The 16,966-nt window shown below is 56.1% G+C and carries 18 protein-coding genes; 8 read left to right on the top strand and 10 right to left on the bottom strand.

The features are described from left to right. Positions 1-104 precede the first annotated feature (104 nt). A complete protein-coding gene (locus AAZT04_RS04220; RefSeq protein WP_020826093.1) occupies positions 105-1,115 on the top strand; it encodes an NAD-dependent epimerase/dehydratase family protein in 1,011 nt (336 codons plus the stop codon). On the opposite strand, the gene AAZT04_RS04215 is transcribed toward AAZT04_RS04220, so the two are convergent. Continuing rightward, entirely contained in the window at positions 1,116-1,952 is an 837-nt protein-coding gene (locus AAZT04_RS04215; protein ID WP_046374018.1) for an N-acetylmuramoyl-L-alanine amidase, read from the bottom strand. It lies immediately after the preceding gene. A gap of 189 nt (positions 1,953-2,141) precedes the next feature. On the opposite strand from AAZT04_RS04215, the gene AAZT04_RS04210 reads away from it, so the two are divergent. Continuing rightward, positions 2,142-3,659, top strand: coding sequence for a DUF3300 domain-containing protein (locus AAZT04_RS04210; protein ID WP_434679053.1), 1,518 nt, complete (start codon positions 2,142-2,144; stop codon positions 3,657-3,659). 38 nt (positions 3,660-3,697) lie between these two features. Here AAZT04_RS04210 and AAZT04_RS04205 read toward each other — a convergent pair whose 3' ends face one another. Beyond that, positions 3,698-4,021, bottom strand: coding sequence for a heavy metal-binding domain-containing protein (locus AAZT04_RS04205; protein ID WP_020826090.1), 324 nt, complete (start codon positions 4,019-4,021; stop codon positions 3,698-3,700). A gap of 161 nt (positions 4,022-4,182) precedes the next feature. Here AAZT04_RS04205 and AAZT04_RS04200 point away from each other — a divergent pair, with 161 nt between their 5' ends. The 6 genes from AAZT04_RS04200 (at position 4,183) to artJ (AAZT04_RS04175) (ending at position 8,824) form a co-directional block, all read left to right on the top strand. After that, positions 4,183-4,731, top strand: coding sequence for a lipoprotein (locus AAZT04_RS04200; protein ID WP_020826089.1), 549 nt, complete (start codon positions 4,183-4,185; stop codon positions 4,729-4,731). 263 nt (positions 4,732-4,994) lie between these two features. Continuing rightward, positions 4,995-5,723 carry an arginine ABC transporter ATP-binding protein ArtP gene (artP, locus tag AAZT04_RS04195; RefSeq protein WP_020826088.1) on the top strand — a complete coding sequence of 243 codons (729 nt, stop codon included), beginning with the start codon at positions 4,995-4,997 and terminating at the stop codon, positions 5,721-5,723. Positions 5,724-5,756: 33 nt separating this feature from the next. Further along, on the top strand, positions 5,757-6,488 hold the full coding sequence (gene artJ / locus AAZT04_RS04190; protein ID WP_020826087.1) for an arginine ABC transporter substrate-binding protein: 732 nt from the start codon (positions 5,757-5,759) through the stop codon (positions 6,486-6,488). Positions 6,489-6,497: 9 nt separating this feature from the next. Continuing rightward, on the top strand, positions 6,498-7,214 hold the full coding sequence (artQ, locus tag AAZT04_RS04185; RefSeq protein ID WP_041414381.1) for an arginine ABC transporter permease ArtQ: 717 nt from the start codon (positions 6,498-6,500) through the stop codon (positions 7,212-7,214). Beyond that, positions 7,214-7,882, top strand: coding sequence for an arginine ABC transporter permease ArtM (gene artM, locus AAZT04_RS04180; RefSeq protein WP_129940212.1), 669 nt, complete (start codon positions 7,214-7,216; stop codon positions 7,880-7,882). The genes artQ and artM overlap by 1 nt, the downstream gene beginning before the upstream one ends. Positions 7,883-8,089: 207 nt before the next feature. After that, complete coding sequence (gene artJ / locus AAZT04_RS04175; RefSeq protein WP_115059312.1) at positions 8,090-8,824, top strand: arginine ABC transporter substrate-binding protein; 735 nt, start codon at positions 8,090-8,092, stop codon at positions 8,822-8,824. Positions 8,825-8,888: 64 nt separating this feature from the next. On the opposite strand, the gene rlmC is transcribed toward artJ (AAZT04_RS04175), so the two are convergent. The 8 genes from rlmC to rimK form a co-directional block, all read right to left on the bottom strand. Beyond that, positions 8,889-10,016, bottom strand: a complete 1,128-nt coding sequence (gene rlmC / locus AAZT04_RS04170) for a 23S rRNA (uracil(747)-C(5))-methyltransferase RlmC (RefSeq protein ID WP_129940211.1) — start codon at positions 10,014-10,016, stop codon at positions 8,889-8,891. A 68-nt stretch (positions 10,017-10,084) separates the two neighbouring features. Then, positions 10,085-10,564 (bottom strand): YbjO family protein, encoded by a 480-nt coding sequence (locus AAZT04_RS04165; RefSeq protein WP_116691166.1) that lies wholly within the window; start codon positions 10,562-10,564, stop codon positions 10,085-10,087. A gap of 222 nt (positions 10,565-10,786) precedes the next feature. After that, on the bottom strand, positions 10,787-11,632 hold the full coding sequence (gene potI, locus AAZT04_RS04160; protein ID WP_020826081.1) for a putrescine ABC transporter permease PotI: 846 nt from the start codon (positions 11,630-11,632) through the stop codon (positions 10,787-10,789). After that, a complete protein-coding gene (gene potH / locus AAZT04_RS04155; protein ID WP_020826080.1) occupies positions 11,629-12,594 on the bottom strand; it encodes a putrescine ABC transporter permease PotH in 966 nt (321 codons plus the stop codon). Before potH ends, potI begins: the two co-directional genes overlap by 4 nt. A gap of 25 nt (positions 12,595-12,619) precedes the next feature. Beyond that, complete coding sequence (potG, locus tag AAZT04_RS04150) at positions 12,620-13,753, bottom strand: putrescine ABC transporter ATP-binding subunit PotG (protein WP_020826079.1); 1,134 nt, start codon at positions 13,751-13,753, stop codon at positions 12,620-12,622. A gap of 137 nt (positions 13,754-13,890) precedes the next feature. After that, positions 13,891-15,000, bottom strand: a complete 1,110-nt coding sequence (potF, locus tag AAZT04_RS04145; protein WP_020826078.1) for a spermidine/putrescine ABC transporter substrate-binding protein PotF — start codon at positions 14,998-15,000, stop codon at positions 13,891-13,893. A 408-nt stretch (positions 15,001-15,408) separates the two neighbouring features. After that, a complete protein-coding gene (locus AAZT04_RS04140; RefSeq protein ID WP_048761800.1) occupies positions 15,409-15,888 on the bottom strand; it encodes a YbjN domain-containing protein in 480 nt (159 codons plus the stop codon). A gap of 161 nt (positions 15,889-16,049) precedes the next feature. Continuing rightward, positions 16,050-16,952, bottom strand: a complete 903-nt coding sequence (gene rimK, locus AAZT04_RS04135; protein WP_046374023.1) for a 30S ribosomal protein S6--L-glutamate ligase — start codon at positions 16,950-16,952, stop codon at positions 16,050-16,052. Positions 16,953-16,966 lie beyond the last annotated feature (14 nt).

Here is a 16,966-nt window from a genome sequence, read left to right as displayed (position 1 = left end):
TCCGATTGCATAGCGCACGAAATAACGGAAGAATGGCATCTTATTTGCTGGAACGCCGCTGAAGGCCGTCAGCATTCTGATTTTTGGTGAGAATAGAGTTCGTTATGAAGGTATTGGTCACCGGTGCAACCAGTGGGTTAGGCCGTAACGCCGTTGAATATCTCCGCCGCCAGGGCATTAAAGTGCGTGCCACCGGCCGCAACCAGGCCATGGGCAGTCTGCTGGAAAAAATGGGCGCGGAATTCATTCATGCCGATCTCACCAACCTGATCTCATCGCAGGCCAAAGCCATGCTGGCCGACGTGGACGTGCTGTGGCACTGTTCCAGCTTCACCTCGCCATGGGGCACCGAAGAAGCCTTCGAACTGGCCAACGTGCGCGCTACCCGTCGCTTGGGCGAGTGGGCAGCGGCCTACGGCGTTTCGCAGTTTATCCATATCTCTTCGCCGGCGATCTACTTCGATTACCATCACCATCGCAACATTACCGAAGACTTCCGCCCCGCGCGCTATGCCAACGAGTTTGCGCGCAGCAAAGCCGCCGGTGAACAGGTGATCCAGCAGTTGGCGATGTCCAACCCGCAAACCCACTTCACCATTCTGCGTCCTCAGGGGTTGTTCGGGCCGCATGACAAAGTGATGCTGCCGCGCCTGTTGCAAATGATCAAACGCTACGGCAACCTGCTGCTGCCACGCGGCGGCGCGGCACTGGTGGACATGACCTATCTGGAAAACGCGGTGCACGCCATGTGGCTGGCCACCCAGAAAGAAAATACCCCGTCCGGCCGCGCTTATAACATCACCAATCAGCAGCCACGTCAGTTGCACAGCGTAGTGCAGCAGTTAATTGACGAGTTGGGGATGAAGTGCCGGATCCGCTCTGTGCCCTATCCCATGCTCGATATGATGGCGCGCGGTATGGAGAAACTCGGCAGCAAAAGCGAGAAAGAGCCGGTACTGACCCACTATGGGGTCGCCAAGCTCAATTTTGATCTGACGCTGGACACCACTCGTGCCCAGCAGGAGTTGGATTACCGGCCCATAGTTTCGCTCGATGAAGGCATTTCCCGCACCGCTCGCTGGCTAAAAGAACACGGTAAACTGCACGGCCTTTAATTAGCGAGCTGCCCCGTACTTCAACAGCAAGGCATCAACGATCGCCTCCGTCTCCGCATCCGGCTCACCGCGATAATCGCTGGGCCGGAAATGCATCTGAAACGCCGCCAGCACGTTCTTCTGCTGCCTGACATCCCACCGAGCGTCAATACCATAACCGTAACGCGCCAGCTTTTCGATCAAAGGAGCCAGGGGCACGGCCGCCTGCTTGTCGCGGCCGGCCAGTAGCTTCTGCACCTGCTGCTCGTCCGGCCAGGCGCCAATACCGGCCTGCGCCAGTTGCCGCCAGGGGAATAACGGACCCGGGTCCTGTTTGCGTTGGGGCGCTATATCGCTGTGCCCCACTACGTCTGTCGGCTGAATGCCATAGCGTTGGATGATATCGCGGCTCAGCGGGATCAACAGGGCTATTTGCTGTGGCGTATAGGGCTGCCAATGGGTAAACAGCAGGGTGCGGTTGAATCCGCGATTGACTATTTCAATCCCTATCGAGGTATCGTTCAGGTTGGTTCTGCCGCGCCAGGTGCTGGCCCCGGCATGCCATGCGCGCAGGGCTTCAGGCACCAGTTGAAACGCCACCGGTTTGCCTTGTACCAATGGCGGGTGCGCGGGCAGCAGATAGTGCGCGCTGACGTGTTCATCCGTCAGGGTTTTAAGCGAGGAATGGAAATCTTCTGCGGTGTAATGCATCACCAGAAAACGAATGCGCTGGTCTGCTCCCTGCGCCTGATGCAGGGTTTCCAACTGATAGTCGCCCCGGTCTATGGTGGTGCTTTGCGGTGCGCTTTGGCAGCCGGCAAGCAATGCGGCAGCAAATATCCCTGGCCAAATTTTCACGAATCCCTCCTGCCGTCGAGCGGCTCAAATTTGTAACTCAAATTGATTAATCTGTATCCAATAATCAAGTTAATCAATAAATGATGACAGAGAGGCCAGATGTGCAAGTGAGTGTTGCGCCGCGCTGGCGGACTCCATGGCAGATGATAGCTTCATAGTATTACCTGCGCTGATAAAAGTGAGTCGCTCATGTTCAAGCTCAACCCTGTCGCCTGGCTGATCTGCATCGCCATGCTGCCGCTCAGCGGCTGTGACCAAAAAACGGTGGCCAATACCATGGGGGGAAGCGCGCCTGCTGTGGCCACGCCCGCGGCAGCATCAACCTATACGCCACTGAGTGCCGATCAATTGTATCAACTGGTCAGCCCGGTGGCGCTTTTTCCTGACAAACTGTTGGCGCAGGTGCTGGCCGGTGCGGGTTATCCCGATCAAATCAGCGCGGCGGATAACTGGCTGGCGCAAAACCGGGGGCTGCAACCGGCCGCGCTCACCGCAGCCGCTGGCGCTCAACCCTGGGACCCCAGCGTACGCGGTTTGGTACAATTTCCTGACGTGCTGGATCAGATGGCTAAAAATATTCCCTGGACCACCGCGCTGGGCAGCGCTTATCTCAACGACCCTACCGACGTGATGAACGCCATTCAGGTCATGCGCCAACGTGCCGCCGCCAAAGGCACGCTGAAAACGTCGCCGCAGCAAAGGGTGGTCATCACGCCTGCAACCCGTTACGTTGAACCGCAACCCTATCCGCAAAGCGTCGTGGTTGCGCCGGCGCAAACCATTGTCATCGAACCCAGCCAACCGGATGTGGTTTACGTGCCGCGTTACGATCCCTGGGTGGCCTATGGCGAACCTGTCCCGGCCTACCCGAGCTATCACTATCAGAGTGCCTCAGGCTATAGCAGTGGCGATATGCTGGCGGCAGGCGTGATCAGTTTTGGCGTGAGCGTCGCGGTCGGGGGATTGATCAATCAGCATCATGACAACTGGCATAGCTGGGACGTGCGCTGGAATGATCGGCGTCAACCGGTGGTCTATAACAATGCGCCTTATATCTCGCACTCCACCACGGTGATTAACCGTGTCACCAATATCAACCAATACAATAATGTGAATCGCAGCACCACGGTGAATAACTATCACAATGCGCCAGTCAATCAGGTGCCGCATTTTGCCGCACCAACGCCTTATGCGGCCCCTAAGGTTGCCAACCTGCAACAGCCACATTTTACGCCGCCCGTCGCAGCCAATGAACGCCAGCCGATGACGGCGCCGAACTTTGCCCATGCAGCTACGCCAGCGCCCCATGCGATGACACCGGTCGCCCATGTTCAGCAGCCAATGACCCTGCCGAGTTTCGCTCATTCAACACCGGCAGCCGTGCGCCCGCCCCCAGCGACAGTCACGGCCCCCGTTCATCAGGCCGAGATGCGACCGGCTCGTACGCCTGAACAACATCTACCGACACCTGTCAGCGTACAGCAAAGGGCGCAGTTGCCGGCCGTTAAACCTGTCGAACACGTCGCGCCCAAGGCTAACGTTATTCGCCCACAGCCGGTTCAACCACGGCCAAATGCCATGATGTCGCATAGCGCACCAACGCCGTTCCATCAGCCACAGATTCAACAGGCACAGCATCACCCTGCCCCAGCGGCCAAACCGCAGGAACATCGCCCGCTAAAAGTGGAAGAACACAAGGTAGGATAAACGAATGCCCCCGGCCTTGGCCGGGGGCAAAGAAAGGATTAGCGGCTGACTTTCACCGCGGTACCGCTGACGGTCACCATTAACATGCTGCTGTCTTTACCCACGGTTTCGTAATCGATATCAATGCCGACCACCGCATTGGCGCCCAATTCTTTCGCCTGCTCCTCCAACTCCCGGAAGGCAATCAGGCGCGCTTTACGCAGCTCTTTCTCATAAGCGCCCGAACGGCCGCCCACGATGTCGCGCACGCCGGCAAAAAAATCGCGGAAAATATTCGCGCCCAAAATGGCCTCGCCGGTGACAACGCCGCAGTACTCGGTAATAGTAAACCCTTCCAGGGTCGGGGTAGTGGAAAGCTGCATGAAAACTCCTTGCTTGATTGATTCATCGCACTTATCTGACCATTGATTTGGCATTATGTTCTGTATTGAAATGGCACGCAGTACGAATGCAAGGCCAGAAATCGCATTTATACTGTAGGCTAATGGTCTTCATGGTAGAGACTTTCACATAAGGTAATGAGATGAAAACAAAAACGATTGCGGCTGTTTTGCCCTTAGCGCTGTTACTGAGTGCCTGCACCACCGTCGAACCGGCATTCAAGGATATCGGCTCCCGTACCGGCGGTTGTGTGGAAGGCGGCCCGGATACGGTCGCACAGAAATTTTACGATCTGCGCCTGCAACAGGGCGCCGCTACCACCCTGCCCGACAGCAACCGTCTGGCGCAGTTGCAGCCTTACCTGAGTAAAGTACTGTATCAGGATCTGGTGACCGCCAACCAGAACCCGGGCAAACATCAGGTCACTGGCGATCTGTTTACCGGCAACGCGCAGGGACCGACCAGCGCCACCGTTGCCAGCGCTTCTACCATCCCGAATACCGACGCCAAAAATATTCCATTGCGCGTACAGCTCAGCTACCAGAAGGACGGCGGCAGCGCGGTCAATTGGCAGGATGAGGTGCTGATGGTGCGTGAAGGCACCTGTTGGGTGGTGGATGATATCCGCTATCTGAACGTGCCGCCGCATGCCGCCAGCGGGACGCTGCGTCAGGTATTGGAAAACCAGTAAGCTCACACGCCCCACCGTCATCTGCTTGATGTCGGTGGGGAAAAAAATGCCTTGATTCCGCTCAACATTCGTTCACTTTGAGAATTTTCGCTACATACCTCACAGCGTGCACGACAAATCCCCCCTTCGAACCTGACTCGCGGTATCTTGTGCTATTCTTTTACTATCCTGCCGCGCAGTAATAAATTTTAACGCACAAAGATTGCATAAGTATTCTGTGGAAGTTAACATTCGCGGCATCAATATCTATTCAATTCTGGCGCATGAGCATTCAACTTAACGGTATCAACTGCTATTACGGCGCACATCAGGCGCTGTTTGACATCACGCTGGATTGCCCAGCAGGGGAAACTTTAGTGCTGCTGGGTCCAAGCGGCGCGGGGAAAAGTTCATTGCTGCGGGTGCTGAACCTGCTGGAAATGCCGCGCTCGGGTCAGTTGCAGATCGCCGGCAATCAATTCGACTTCAAGCAGGCCCCAGGCGAGAAAGCCATTCGTGAGCTGCGTCAGAACGTCGGCATGGTATTCCAACAATATAATCTCTGGCCTCACCTTACCGTGGTGCAAAACCTGATCGAAGCGCCGTGTCGCGTGCTTGGCCTGACCAAGGCTCAGGCGATGGAGCGTGCCGACAAGTTGCTGAAGCGTTTGCGCCTGACCGATTTTGCCGACCGTTTCCCGCTGCACCTTTCCGGCGGCCAGCAGCAACGCGTGGCCATTGCCCGTGCGCTGATGATGGAGCCGCAGGTGCTGCTGTTCGACGAACCGACCGCCGCGCTGGATCCTGAAATCACCGCCCAAATCGTCAGCATCATTCGCGAGCTGGCCGGCACCGGGATCACCCAGGTGATCGTCACCCACGAAGTGGAAGTGGCGCGCAAAACCGCCAGCCGCGTGGTCTACATGGAAAACGGCCACGTAGTGGAACAAGGCGATGCCAGCCACTTTGCGCAGCCGCAGACCACCGAGTTTGCCAATTACTTATCACACTAACAATTTTACTTGCTGTAATTTGGGGAGTTTGCGATGAAAAAACTAATAATCGCCGCCGTTCTGGCTGGCATCAGCGTTTCCGCCTCTGCAGCCGAAACGATCCGTTTCGCTACCGAAGCTTCTTATCCTCCGTTTGAATTTATTGACGCCGGCAACAAGATCCAGGGGTTTGACGTCGATCTGGCCAATGCCCTGTGCAAAGAAATGCAGGCCGAGTGCAGCTTCACCAATCAGGCTTTTGACAGCCTGATCCCGAGCCTGAAGTTCAAGCGCTTTGACGCGGTCATGGCCGGTATGGACATCACGCCTGAACGTGAAAAACAGGTGCTGTTTACCAAACCGTATTACGACAACTCCGCGCTGTTTGTCGCCCAGAAGGGCAAAGTTGCCGACGTAGCGGCGCTGAAAGGCAAAAAAGTGGGCGTGCAGAACGGCACGACGCACCAGAAATACCTGACCGATAAGCACCCTGAAATCACCACCGTGCCTTACGACAGCTATCAGAACGCCATTTTGGATCTGAAGAATGGCCGCGTTGACGCGGTATTTGGTGACACCGCAGTGGTCAACGAATGGCTGAAACAGAATGCCGCTCTGGCCGCGGTAGGCGATAAGGTGACCGACAAAGACTACTTCGGTACCGGGCTTGGCATTGCCGTTCGCCAGAAAAATACCGATCTGCAGGGCAAGTTCAATGCTGCCCTCGACAAGATCAAACAGGATGGGACTTACGAAACCATCTACAAAAAATGGTTCCAGCAGTAATCTATCCCCATGAATGAAATTCAACCTCTAGCAAGCGCCGCCGGGATGACCGTCGGCCTTGCCGTTTGTGCCCTTATCCTCGGGTTGATCCTGGCGATGCTGTTTGCCGTCTGGGAGTCATCGCGCTGGAAAGTGGTCAGCTGGCTCGGCACCGCCTGGGTTACGCTGTTGCGCGGCCTGCCGGAAATTCTGGTGGTGCTGTTCATCTATTTCGGCTCATCGCAGCTGCTGTTGATGCTGTCCGACGGCTTCACCCTGAACTTTGGCCTGTTCCAGCTGCCCGTCCAGCTGGCGATTGATAATTTTGAAGTCAGCCCGTTCCTGTGTGGCGTAATTGCCCTCGCCCTGCTCTATTCCGCCTATGCGTCACAAACATTGCGCGGGGCACTCAAAGCGGTGCCACAGGGGCAATGGGAATCCGGCCAGGCACTGGGGATGAGCACTGCAGCGATTTTCTTTCGCCTGATCATGCCGCAGATGTGGCGCCACGCCCTGCCAGGGCTGGGCAATCAGTGGCTGGTTTTACTGAAGGATACCGCGCTGGTGTCGCTGATCAGCGTTAACGATCTGATGCTGCAGACCAAGAGCATCGCCACTCGTACCCAGGAGCCTTTTACCTGGTATGTGATCGCGGCGGCCATCTATTTGGTGGTGACCCTGTTTAGCCAGTACATCATCAAACGCATTGAACTGCGCACCACGCGTTTTGAGCGGGGGCCAGCCTGATGTTTGAGTTCTTGCCGGAAATTATCAAAGGGCTGCACACCAGTCTGACGCTGACCGTTACCGCGCTGATCGTGGCACTGCTGCTGTCATTGGTGCTGACGGTGATCCTGACGCTGAAAACGCCGATCCTGACGCCGCTGGTGAAAATCTATATCACCCTGTTCACCGGTACGCCGCTGCTGGTGCAGATCTTCCTGATCTACTACGGCCCCGGCCAGTTCCCGGCGATCCGCGAATATCCGTGGTTGTGGGATCTGCTGTCGCAGCCGTGGCTGTGTGCGATGATCGCATTGGCGCTGAACAGCGCGGCCTACACTACCCAGCTGTTTTACGGTGCGGTGCGGGCGATCCCCGCCGGTCAGTGGCAATCTTGCGAAGCGCTTGGTATGTCGCGTGCCCAGTCGTTGCGTATCCTGCTGCCCTTTGCCTTCAAGCGCGCACTGTCGTCTTACTCCAATGAAGTGGTGTTGGTGTTCAAGAGCACCTCGCTGGCCTACACCATTACCCTGATGGAAGTGATGGGATACAGCCAGCTGATGTATGGCCGTACCTATGACGTGATGGTGTTTGGTGCTGCCGGGTTGGTCTATCTGTGCGTCAACGGCCTGCTGACGTTGTTGATGCGCATGGTCGAGCGTCGGGCGTTGGCATTCGAGCGCCGCAACTGAGCCCGCCCCCTCAGGTTTCGGAGCCCTGCCATCGTGCAGGGCTTTTTTATTTTCGTCGTAATTTTTTAATCATTTATATTGCATATTAATGCATTAAATGTCAGGGTAAACGTCGATAAACAGCCGCCAAAACCTTTGGGTTATTGTCAGTAAAATCAAGCGGTGAAGAGATAAAAACACGCAGACTTGCAGACAGGAGCTTTACGCATGAAAAAACTATTACTTGCCGCTACGGTATTGGCGGGCATCGCCTTCAACGCCAGTGCAGCTGAGACCATTCGCTTCGCCTCTTCCGCCACCTATCCCCCCTTCGAATCGCTGGATGCCAGCAACAAGATTGTCGGGTTTGATATCGATCTGGCTACCGCGCTGTGCAAGCAAATGAAAGCCGAATGCACCTTTACCAATCAGGCGTTCGACAGCCTGATCGCCGCCCTGAAATTCAAAAAATACGACGCGGTGATTTCCGGTATGGACATCACGCCAGAGCGCAGCAAGCAGGTTTCCTTTACCCAGCCTTACTACGCCAACTCGGCAATCGTCATCGCGCAGAAAGGCAAGTTCAGCTCGCTGGCGGATCTGAAAGGCAAAAAGATCGGTATGGAGAACGGCACCACCCATCAAAAATACATGCAGGATAAGCACCCGGAGATTAACACCGTCTCTTACGACAGCTACCAGAACGCCATTCTCGAACTGAAAAATGGCCGTATTGACGGCGTGTTCGGTGATACCGCGGTGGTCAACGAGTGGCTGAAGAATAACCCGCAATTGGCGCCGGTCGGCGAGCACGTTACCGATGCCCAATACTTCGGCACCGGCCTGGGCATTGCTGTGCGTCCGGACAACCAGGCGCTGCTGGCCAAGCTGAATGCCGCTCTGGACGCCATCAAGGCCGACGGCACCTACAAAGCCATCAACGACAAGTGGTTCCCGCAGTAAGATCTCTCCAGGGCGTGGTATGCACGCCCTATTTCAAACTGTATGCTTATTGCCCAAAACGCCTTTAGTGGCGTACCAGCAGAGTCAGCACTTCGTAGTGGGCGGTATGAGGGAACATATCGAACAGTTGCACGCGTTCAATGCGGTAACCCGGCAACATCTCAATGTCTTTCGCCATCGTCTCGGCGTTACAACTCGAATAGAGAATATAGCCGGGCGCCATCTGATTCAGATAGTCGCACAAATCCTTGCCGATGCCGCGCCGTGGCGGATTGACCAGCACTAATTGGGGGACGCTACCCTCAGCGGTGGCAAATTTCGTGGAATCCAGCGCCTGGAAGTTAACCTGTTGCAGACCGAGCGTTTTCGCTGACTGACGCGCACAGGCAATCGCCTCGGCGCTGATCTCAATACCGGTCAGGCGGGTATCCGTCTGCGCACAGTGCAGGCCAAATCCTCCCACACCGCAGAACAGGTCCCACATGCTTTCGATGCCCAATGCACGAACCCAGTCACGAGCGGTAGCGTACAGTTCAGCCGCCACCTTTGGGTTGGTCTGGAAAAAACTTTGTGGGCGGATATACAACGGCACCTGATTAAATTGCTCTTCCAGCGCCTGCTGTTCGGTCAGTGGGATCTCCAGCTCTCCTTCCATAATCGCCATATGCACCGGCTGAATATTGGCGGAGATCACCCTGAGTTGTGGCAATTGCTGCTGTAACCAGGGCAACGCCGCCCGCAGCTGTGCCAATTTCCCCTCTGAACGCAGTACAAAGCGCAGCATCACGCCGCCGCTGTGGGTGCTTTCGGTCAACAGCAGGTACTTCAGTTCCCCGCGCTTACGCGCCACGTTATAGGGCGTCAAACCGGCGCGGGCGATAAAACTTTTCAACACCGCGAACATGGGCGCAAAACTGGCGGGATACAGTGGACAGCCACTCAGATCAACCGGCGTGCCATCGCGGTGCAGCATGCCGAGCAACGGGCGCTCTACGCTGCCGCTAACCACCATTTTGGCCTTATTGCGAAATGCGCTCTGCTCGCCGGCAATCGGCGCCAGCCAATGCGCGACGTCGCGTTCGGCCAGCAGGGATTGCAGGTGATGCTGTTTGTCTGTCAGCTGCTGCGGGTAAGGCTTTTCCAGCCACTGACAAGAACGGCAGGTGCCCGCCGCATACAAGGCGCAATGCATTAAGTTGACTCTGAGTTCGGGGTGAATAATTAAGGGCGCAGAGTTTATCACTCTACGCCCTTAAAATCTCAATTGCGCGCGGCGAAATAGCGGCGGCTAGTGGCAGGAACGAACAATAAGGCCAGGATGACGACATCGGGGATTTTCTGCAGGATTAACACGTGCAGAATTTGGCCGCTGGTTTCGCCCTCCACGGTAAAGACTTCGGGCAAAAAGCTGCCGATGGTCGCCAACAGCAAATAACCGACCACCGCACACTGACAGGCAACATAGACCCAACGACCCCAATTGCGACCGCGCATTACCGCAAAACCGCAGCTGATTTGCAGGCACAGCAGCACCAGACCAGCCAAAAATATCAGGGTGGAATCCCAGGCCTGGGCGCTGGTGCTGACAAACTCCTGAGCGCCATCGACGCCCAGTTCACCCAACAGCAACAGCACGCTGATGCATTTGATAGCCACCATCGCCGTACCGGCCACCATCACCGGTACTGGCGCATCTGAAGTCGTTCTCATTCCCTGCCTGCTGTTCAGCATGTCTGCCATATCCATGTTCCGCAACGAAAACGCCGTCTATACCCTCATCTTTCAAGTTGCAGCGTGGTTACCTGCGCTCACACCCCAGTTACTTAAGTAAGCGCCTGGGGAAGAGCGAGCTGGCCGCCTGGCTGTAACTCTAAAGCTGTAGGGTATATTCAAACGAGATATATAAAGTCAGGTAATCAATTGCAATACCAATAATTGCAAAAATAGCAGGTTTAATCAGACTCAGCTACGGGCGGCCTTTTGTAATTCGCGCGATCGCTGTTTTTCCGAGCGAGCCATAAACCACCAGGCGATCAGACCGATAATCCCCACCACCAGCAGGATCAAACTGGCCAGGGCGTTGATTTCCGGATTAACCCCCATACGCACGCTGGAGAACACCAGCATCGGCAAGGTGGTCGCGCCCGGCCCGGCGACGAAGCTGGCAATCACCAGGTCATCCAGCGACAGTGTGAATGCCAACATCCAGCCGGCAACCAGCGCCGGTGCAATCATTGGCAACGTGATCACGAAAAACACCTTCAACGGCGTCGCGCCCAAATCCATCGCGGCCTCTTCGATCGAGCGATCCAATTCACGCAGGCGCGAACTGATCACCACTGAAACGTAGGCAGTACAGAAGGTGACGTGCGCCAGCCAGATGGTGAACATGCCGCGTTCCGACGGCCAACCCAACGTATGCCCCATCGCCACAAACAGCAGCAACAGCGACAGACCGGTAATCACATCCGGCATAACCAGCGGTGCAGTCAGCATAAAGGCAAAGCCGGTTGAACCACGAAAACGGCCAAAACGCACCATCACCACCGCAGCAATCGCACCAAGCACTACGGCGGCGGTCGCTGAAGCGGCAGCAATGGTCAGGCTGAGCCCGACGGCGCTGATCATCGCCGAATCATGGAATAACGCGGTATACCAACGTGTCGACCAACCCGCCCACACCGTCACCAGTTTTGAACTGTTGAACGAGTAAATCACCAGCATCAGCATCGGCGCATACAGGAAGGTGAAACCAAGCACCAAAATAGCGATACGCCACGGTGAGCGCACTACCGGCAAGTTGTTCATCCCTGCCCCCCCATTTCCTTGTTCTGGTGCTTGTGGAACCAGATAATCGGCAAAATCAACAGCAGCAGCATCACGGTGGCAACCGCCGAAGCTACCGGCCAATCGCGGTTATTAAAGAATTCCTGCCACAGTACCCGGCCAATCATAATACTGTCAGGCCCGCCCAGCAGTTCCGGGATCACGAACTCGCCGACCGCCGGGATAAACACCAGCATCGAGCCGGCAATGATACCGCCACGGGTCAGCGGCACAATCACGCTGAAGAAGGTTTTCAGCGGTTTGGCGCCCAGATCCAGCGAGGCCTCCACCAGCGAATAATCCAGCCGCGTCAAGGCGGTATAAATCGGCAGCACCATAAACGGCAGGTAGGAGTAAACCACGCCGATATAGACCGCCAGATTGGTATGCAGGATCACCAGCGGCTGATCGATAACCCCAAGCCACAGCAGGAAATTGTTAAGGATGCCGTTGTTTTTCAATATGCCCATCCAGGCATAAACGCGGATCAAAAATGAGGTCCACGACGGCAGGATCACCAACAGCAGCAAAATATTGCGGGTTGATGCTTTGCTGTGCGCCACTGCCCAGGCCAACGGATAGCCAATGATCAGGCAACATACCGTTGACACCGCCGCCACCTGCAGCGATTGCAGATAGGCGTCCAGATACAGCGGATCGTCGGTCAGTTGCAGGTAATTGGCAAAGTTGAGCGCGATGTCCAACTTGCCGTCAGCCCAACTCATCAGGTCAGTGTAGGGCGGGACCGCCAGCGCCAGCTCCGCCAGGCTGATCTTGAACACAATCAGGAACGGTAGCAGGAACAGCAACGTCAGCCACAGCAGCGGCACCGCAATCACCAGTTTGCGGCCGTGGGCCATTTGCAGGCGCTGGAAAAAGGCTTTCAGCGGGCCGGGCCCGTTGGCCGGCGGTTCCGGCGGCGTGCGTTCAGCAAGCATTGTCATAATGATTATTCCTCACCTTCGCCATTCACACCGTTAACACGACACAGCTGTCGGCTTCCCAACACAGCCGCACTTCGTCGCCCCAGGTCGGCATCCCTTTGCGGAAACGGTGACCGTTTTGCAATTGGGCGCTGAGCATCTGGCCGCTGAGCAGCTTCACATGGTAGATCGACAAATCGCCGAGATAGGCAATGTGCACCACCTCCCCCACGGCAAAGTTGCAGCCATCTTCCGGGATCTCTTCGCACAGCATGATTTTTTCCGGTCGCAGCGCAACCTGGATCGGCACCCCGTCCACCACCGAGGCGTCGGAGTCTACCTTGATCGCATGACGCAAACCGGGGCTTTGCAGGATCAGGGCATCGTCCTGACGCTCTTGCAGCACGCAGTCAAATACGTTGACCGAACCGATAAACTCGGCGCTGAAACGGCTGTTTGGGTGTTCGTAGATCTCTTCCGGCTCGCCGATCTGCACAAACTTGCCGCGATTCATGATGGCGATACGGCCTGCCATGGTCATCGCCTCTTCCTGATCGTGGGTGACCATCACGCAGGTCACGCCGACGCGCTCAAGAATGTCCGTCACTTCCAGTTGCATACGGTCACGCAGTTTTTTATCCAGCGCACCCATCGGTTCATCCAGCAGCAGCAGCTTTGGCCGCTTGGCAAGGCTGCGCGCCAGCGCCACACGCTGGCGTTGGCCGCCAGAAAGCTGGTGCGGCTTGCGTTTGGCAAACTCCTGCATATGGACCAGCGACAGCATTTCCGCTACCCGCTCGGTGATTTCCCCACGCGGCATCTTGTCCTGTTTCAGGCCGAAGGCGATGTTTTGCTCCACCGTCATGTGCGGGAACAGGGCGTAGGACTGGAACATCATGTTAATCGGCCGCTGGTATGGCGGCACGTGCGACATGTCTTGCCCATCGAGTACGATTTGCCCTTCCGTCGGCTGTTCAAAACCGGCCAGCATGCGCAACAGCGTCGACTTGCCGCAGCCGGAGGGGCCCAGCAGGGCAAATATTTCGCCTTTGTAGATGGTCAGGCTAACGTCTTCGACCGCATTTTGGCCGTCAAAGGTTTTGGTGAGGTTACGGATTTCCAGCAGAGGGGTGAAGACCTTCTGCGACTTGGCTTGAGGACGAGGGATAGCGTCGTTCAATCGGGGTGCTCTCCGGTGCAAACAGTACAAAAAACCACGGCGATTGCCATGGCCCAAAATGGCAATGCAGGCGGGTAGCCCCGCCTGCTGGTCAAGACAACACTGAAAGCCGGGCCCGGCATTTTGGGCCCTGAGTACTAGCGTCCGCTTTTAACTTTAGTCCAGGCGCGGGTAATCACACGATCCAACTTCGGCGATTGCACGTTCAGCGTGAACAGCTTGGCACGCAGATCGGCCGGCGGGTAGACGTTCGGATTATCACGCACTTCCGCTTTCACCAGCGGAGTGGAGTCCTTCACCGCGTTGGCGTAATAGACGTAGTTGCTGATGCCGGCCATCACATCAGGCTTCATCAGGAAGTTCAGGAACTGGTAGGCGGCGTCCTTGTTTTTGGCATCTGCCGGCATGGCAAACATGTCAAAATAGGTCAGCGCCCCTTCTTTAGGAATGGCATAGGCCACGTTCACGCCGTTCTTCGCCTCTTTGGCGCGGTTGGCCGCCTGCATCACATCACCGGACCAGCCTATCGCTACGCAGATATCGCCGTTCGCCAGGTCATTGATGTATTGGGAAGAGTGGAAGTAACGGATGTTCGGCCGCAGCTTAAGCAGCAGATCGTTGGCCGCACCGGTGTAATCCGCTGCGTTGGTGCTGTTGGGATCCTTGCCCAGGTAGTGCAGTACGGTAGCGTAAACCTCGCTCGGCGCATCCAGGAAGGAAACACCACAGCTTTTAAGCTTCTCGAGGTTTTCTGGCTTGAGGATCAGATCCCAGCTGTCGACCGGCGCATCTTTGCCCAGTACCGCCTTCACCTTGTCGACGTTATAGCCGATGCCGGTGGTCACCATCAGGTAAGGGATACCGTACTTGTTGTCCTTGTCATTGTGTGCCACCAACTGCAGCATTTCGGGATCAAGGTTTTTGTAGTTCGGCATCTTGCTCTTGTCGAGCGGCTCGAAAATACCGGCCTTCGACTGGCGCTCAAGGAAGTTGGATGAAGGCACTACCAGATCATAACCGGTGCTGCCCGCCATCAGTTTGCCTTCCAACACTTCATTGGAGTCAAAGACGTCGTACACCACTTTAATGCCGGTTTCTTTCTGGAATTTGGCTAAGGTGTCCGGCGCAATATAGTCGGACCAGTTATAGACGTGCAGCGTTTTTTCCTCGGCTGACGCCGTGACGGACGCGGCCATCAGCAGGCCGGCAACAACACCCGATAACCACTTTTTACGTTGGGTGACCATCCGTAACTTCCTCCAAAACAGGGGTGAATCATAGAATTGAACTTGTATCGCAAACTGATACAAAACCTTTCCTGATCGAGCGCAATCGTTGCAACCGCGGATTGAATAGCTATGCAGTTGATTGCAGACACCTTTTTCAACTGCCCAGCCCGCATGGTCACCTGGGGAATCGCAAGCCCTTAGCAGAATCAGCAGCATAACCGCTGTTGCCAAAACGCACCAGCCTCCGGGGGCAAAAACGGCTTTTATCGATTTTTTATGCAGTTTCTCTCTATGTGATACGCCATTAATGGCATAAACGGCGAGAAATATCGGGCAAAAGAGGGTAAAACGCAGAATATATTATCGTGGAAGGGAATAACGGCAGCATGCCGCCAGAAGGGCGACATGCATAATCTACAGCGGGGATCAGTGCAACATTGGCAGGCGTTCGGCGCTAGCCGGGTTCTCTTCTTCGTCACCCATAAACAGCAGATCGTTCGCCCGCGCCTCGAGGATCACCATGGAGATCTGCTCTTCGCCCTGCTGCATAAAGTGCGCGAACTGTTCCAGCGTGACGCCCACGGCTATACTTAGTGACTGACAGACGATCAGCTTCGGCAGGTTATCATCCTGGATATCGACAAAGGCTTTGATGGTCAGCGAACTGGCGTTGATCTGGCTGAGATCGGCCACCAGAGGGATCAGCGCGGTCGGCTTCACCTCGGCCAGGGCGGAAAACAGAATAACGTTGTCCACCAGATCGAGTTTGGCGTCAAATACGCCGTCGAAGTTTTGCATGTGCGGCAGGTGCAGCGCCTGACAGGAATCGCACTCAAAGAATGAAATGCCCGATTGATCCAGCCAGCGTCGCAACAACGCCAAATCAGGGACAATGAGTGAATCCATAATACCAGCCTCACAATATTCAAAACGCGAAAAGGCGCATAGCTTACGGAATATTCCCCCGCGATGCCACGATCAATGCGGCTTAATTCGCTATTTGGGCAAATATCGCCGGGAAAAAACCACAAAGCTGGCGATTGCAAAGCCGATTTTGGTCGGCGACATCAGCCGCCCGACTTGAGACGAAATCCCGCTCTGGCGCGCGGCTCGATATACTCGATCATCATGCCGGCAATATCCAATCCCGTGGTGGTTTCCACCCCTTCAAGCCCCGGTGAGGCGTTCACTTCCATCACCAGCGGGCCGCGAGTCGCTCGCAAAATATCTACCCCGGCGACGTCCAGTCCCAGCGTGGTGGCCGCCTTAACCGCAACAGCTCGCTCTTTGGCGGTGATGCTCACTTTGCGGGCGGTACCGCCACGGTGCAAATTGGACCGGAACTCTCCGGGCTTGGCCTGACGCTCAATCGCGGCCACTACCTTGCCGCCGACCACCAGACAACGCACGTCACTGCCCTGTGCCTCGCGAATATATTCCTGCACCAGGATATGGGCGTTAAGGCCGCGAAAGGCGTCAATCACGCTTTCCGCCGCCTGGCGGGTTTCCGCCAGCACCACGCCGATACCCTGCGTCCCCTCCACCAGTTTCACCACCAGTGGCGCACCGCCGACCAGCTCAATCAAATCACCGGTATCGTCCGGCGAATGGGCGAAACCGGTGATTGGCAGATCGATCCCCTGGCGTGCCAGCAACTGCAGCGAACGCAGTTTGTCGCGTGCACGGGTGATCGCCACCGACTCATTCAGCGGGTAACTACCCAGCAGCTCAAACTGGCGCAGTACGGCGGTACCATAAAAGGTGATGGCGGAGCCGATGCGCGGGATCACCGCATCGTAGCGTTCCAACTGACGGCCGCGATAATGAATGGTCGGCGCGGCCGGGTTAATGTTCATATAGCAAGAAAGCGGATCGATAATATCCACGCTGTGGCCGCGCTGCTCTGCCGCCTCCACCAAACGCTTGCATGAGTACAGCGTTCCATCGCGCGAAAGAATGGCAATTTTCACTCGTCACCCCAAAA

This window comes from Serratia sp. Je.1.23.a (assembly GCF_051129805.1).
Taxonomy (GTDB): Bacteria; Pseudomonadota; Gammaproteobacteria; order Enterobacterales; family Enterobacteriaceae; genus Serratia; species Serratia liquefaciens.
The sequence above is the reverse complement of the archived record's forward strand: the minus strand, read 5'-3'. Positions and strand labels throughout refer to the sequence as shown.

Coding starts and splice junctions, on each gene's coding strand:
- potI (WP_020826081.1), bottom strand. CDS start 11,632: ATGAACAACTTGCCGGTAGTGCGCTCACCGTGGCGTATCGCTATTTTG.
- artQ (WP_041414381.1), top strand. CDS start 6,498: ATGAATGAAATTCAACCTCTAGCAAGCGCCGCCGGGATGACCGTCGGC.
- potH (WP_020826080.1), bottom strand. CDS start 12,594: ATGACAATGCTTGCTGAACGCACGCCGCCGGAACCGCCGGCCAACGGG.
- AAZT04_RS04200 (WP_020826089.1), top strand. CDS start 4,183: ATGAAAACAAAAACGATTGCGGCTGTTTTGCCCTTAGCGCTGTTACTG.
- rlmC (WP_129940211.1), bottom strand. CDS start 10,016: ATGCATTGCGCCTTGTATGCGGCGGGCACCTGCCGTTCTTGTCAGTGG.
- AAZT04_RS04165 (WP_116691166.1), bottom strand. CDS start 10,564: ATGGCAGACATGCTGAACAGCAGGCAGGGAATGAGAACGACTTCAGAT.
- artJ (WP_020826087.1), top strand. CDS start 5,757: ATGAAAAAACTAATAATCGCCGCCGTTCTGGCTGGCATCAGCGTTTCC.
- AAZT04_RS04210 (WP_434679053.1), top strand. CDS start 2,142: ATGTTCAAGCTCAACCCTGTCGCCTGGCTGATCTGCATCGCCATGCTG.
- artM (WP_129940212.1), top strand. CDS start 7,214: ATGTTTGAGTTCTTGCCGGAAATTATCAAAGGGCTGCACACCAGTCTG.
- potF (WP_020826078.1), bottom strand. CDS start 15,000: ATGGTCACCCAACGTAAAAAGTGGTTATCGGGTGTTGTTGCCGGCCTG.
- AAZT04_RS04140 (WP_048761800.1), bottom strand. CDS start 15,888: ATGGATTCACTCATTGTCCCTGATTTGGCGTTGTTGCGACGCTGGCTG.
- artP (WP_020826088.1), top strand. CDS start 4,995: ATGAGCATTCAACTTAACGGTATCAACTGCTATTACGGCGCACATCAG.
- AAZT04_RS04220 (WP_020826093.1), top strand. CDS start 105: ATGAAGGTATTGGTCACCGGTGCAACCAGTGGGTTAGGCCGTAACGCC.
- artJ (WP_115059312.1), top strand. CDS start 8,090: ATGAAAAAACTATTACTTGCCGCTACGGTATTGGCGGGCATCGCCTTC.
- AAZT04_RS04205 (WP_020826090.1), bottom strand. CDS start 4,021: ATGCAGCTTTCCACTACCCCGACCCTGGAAGGGTTTACTATTACCGAG.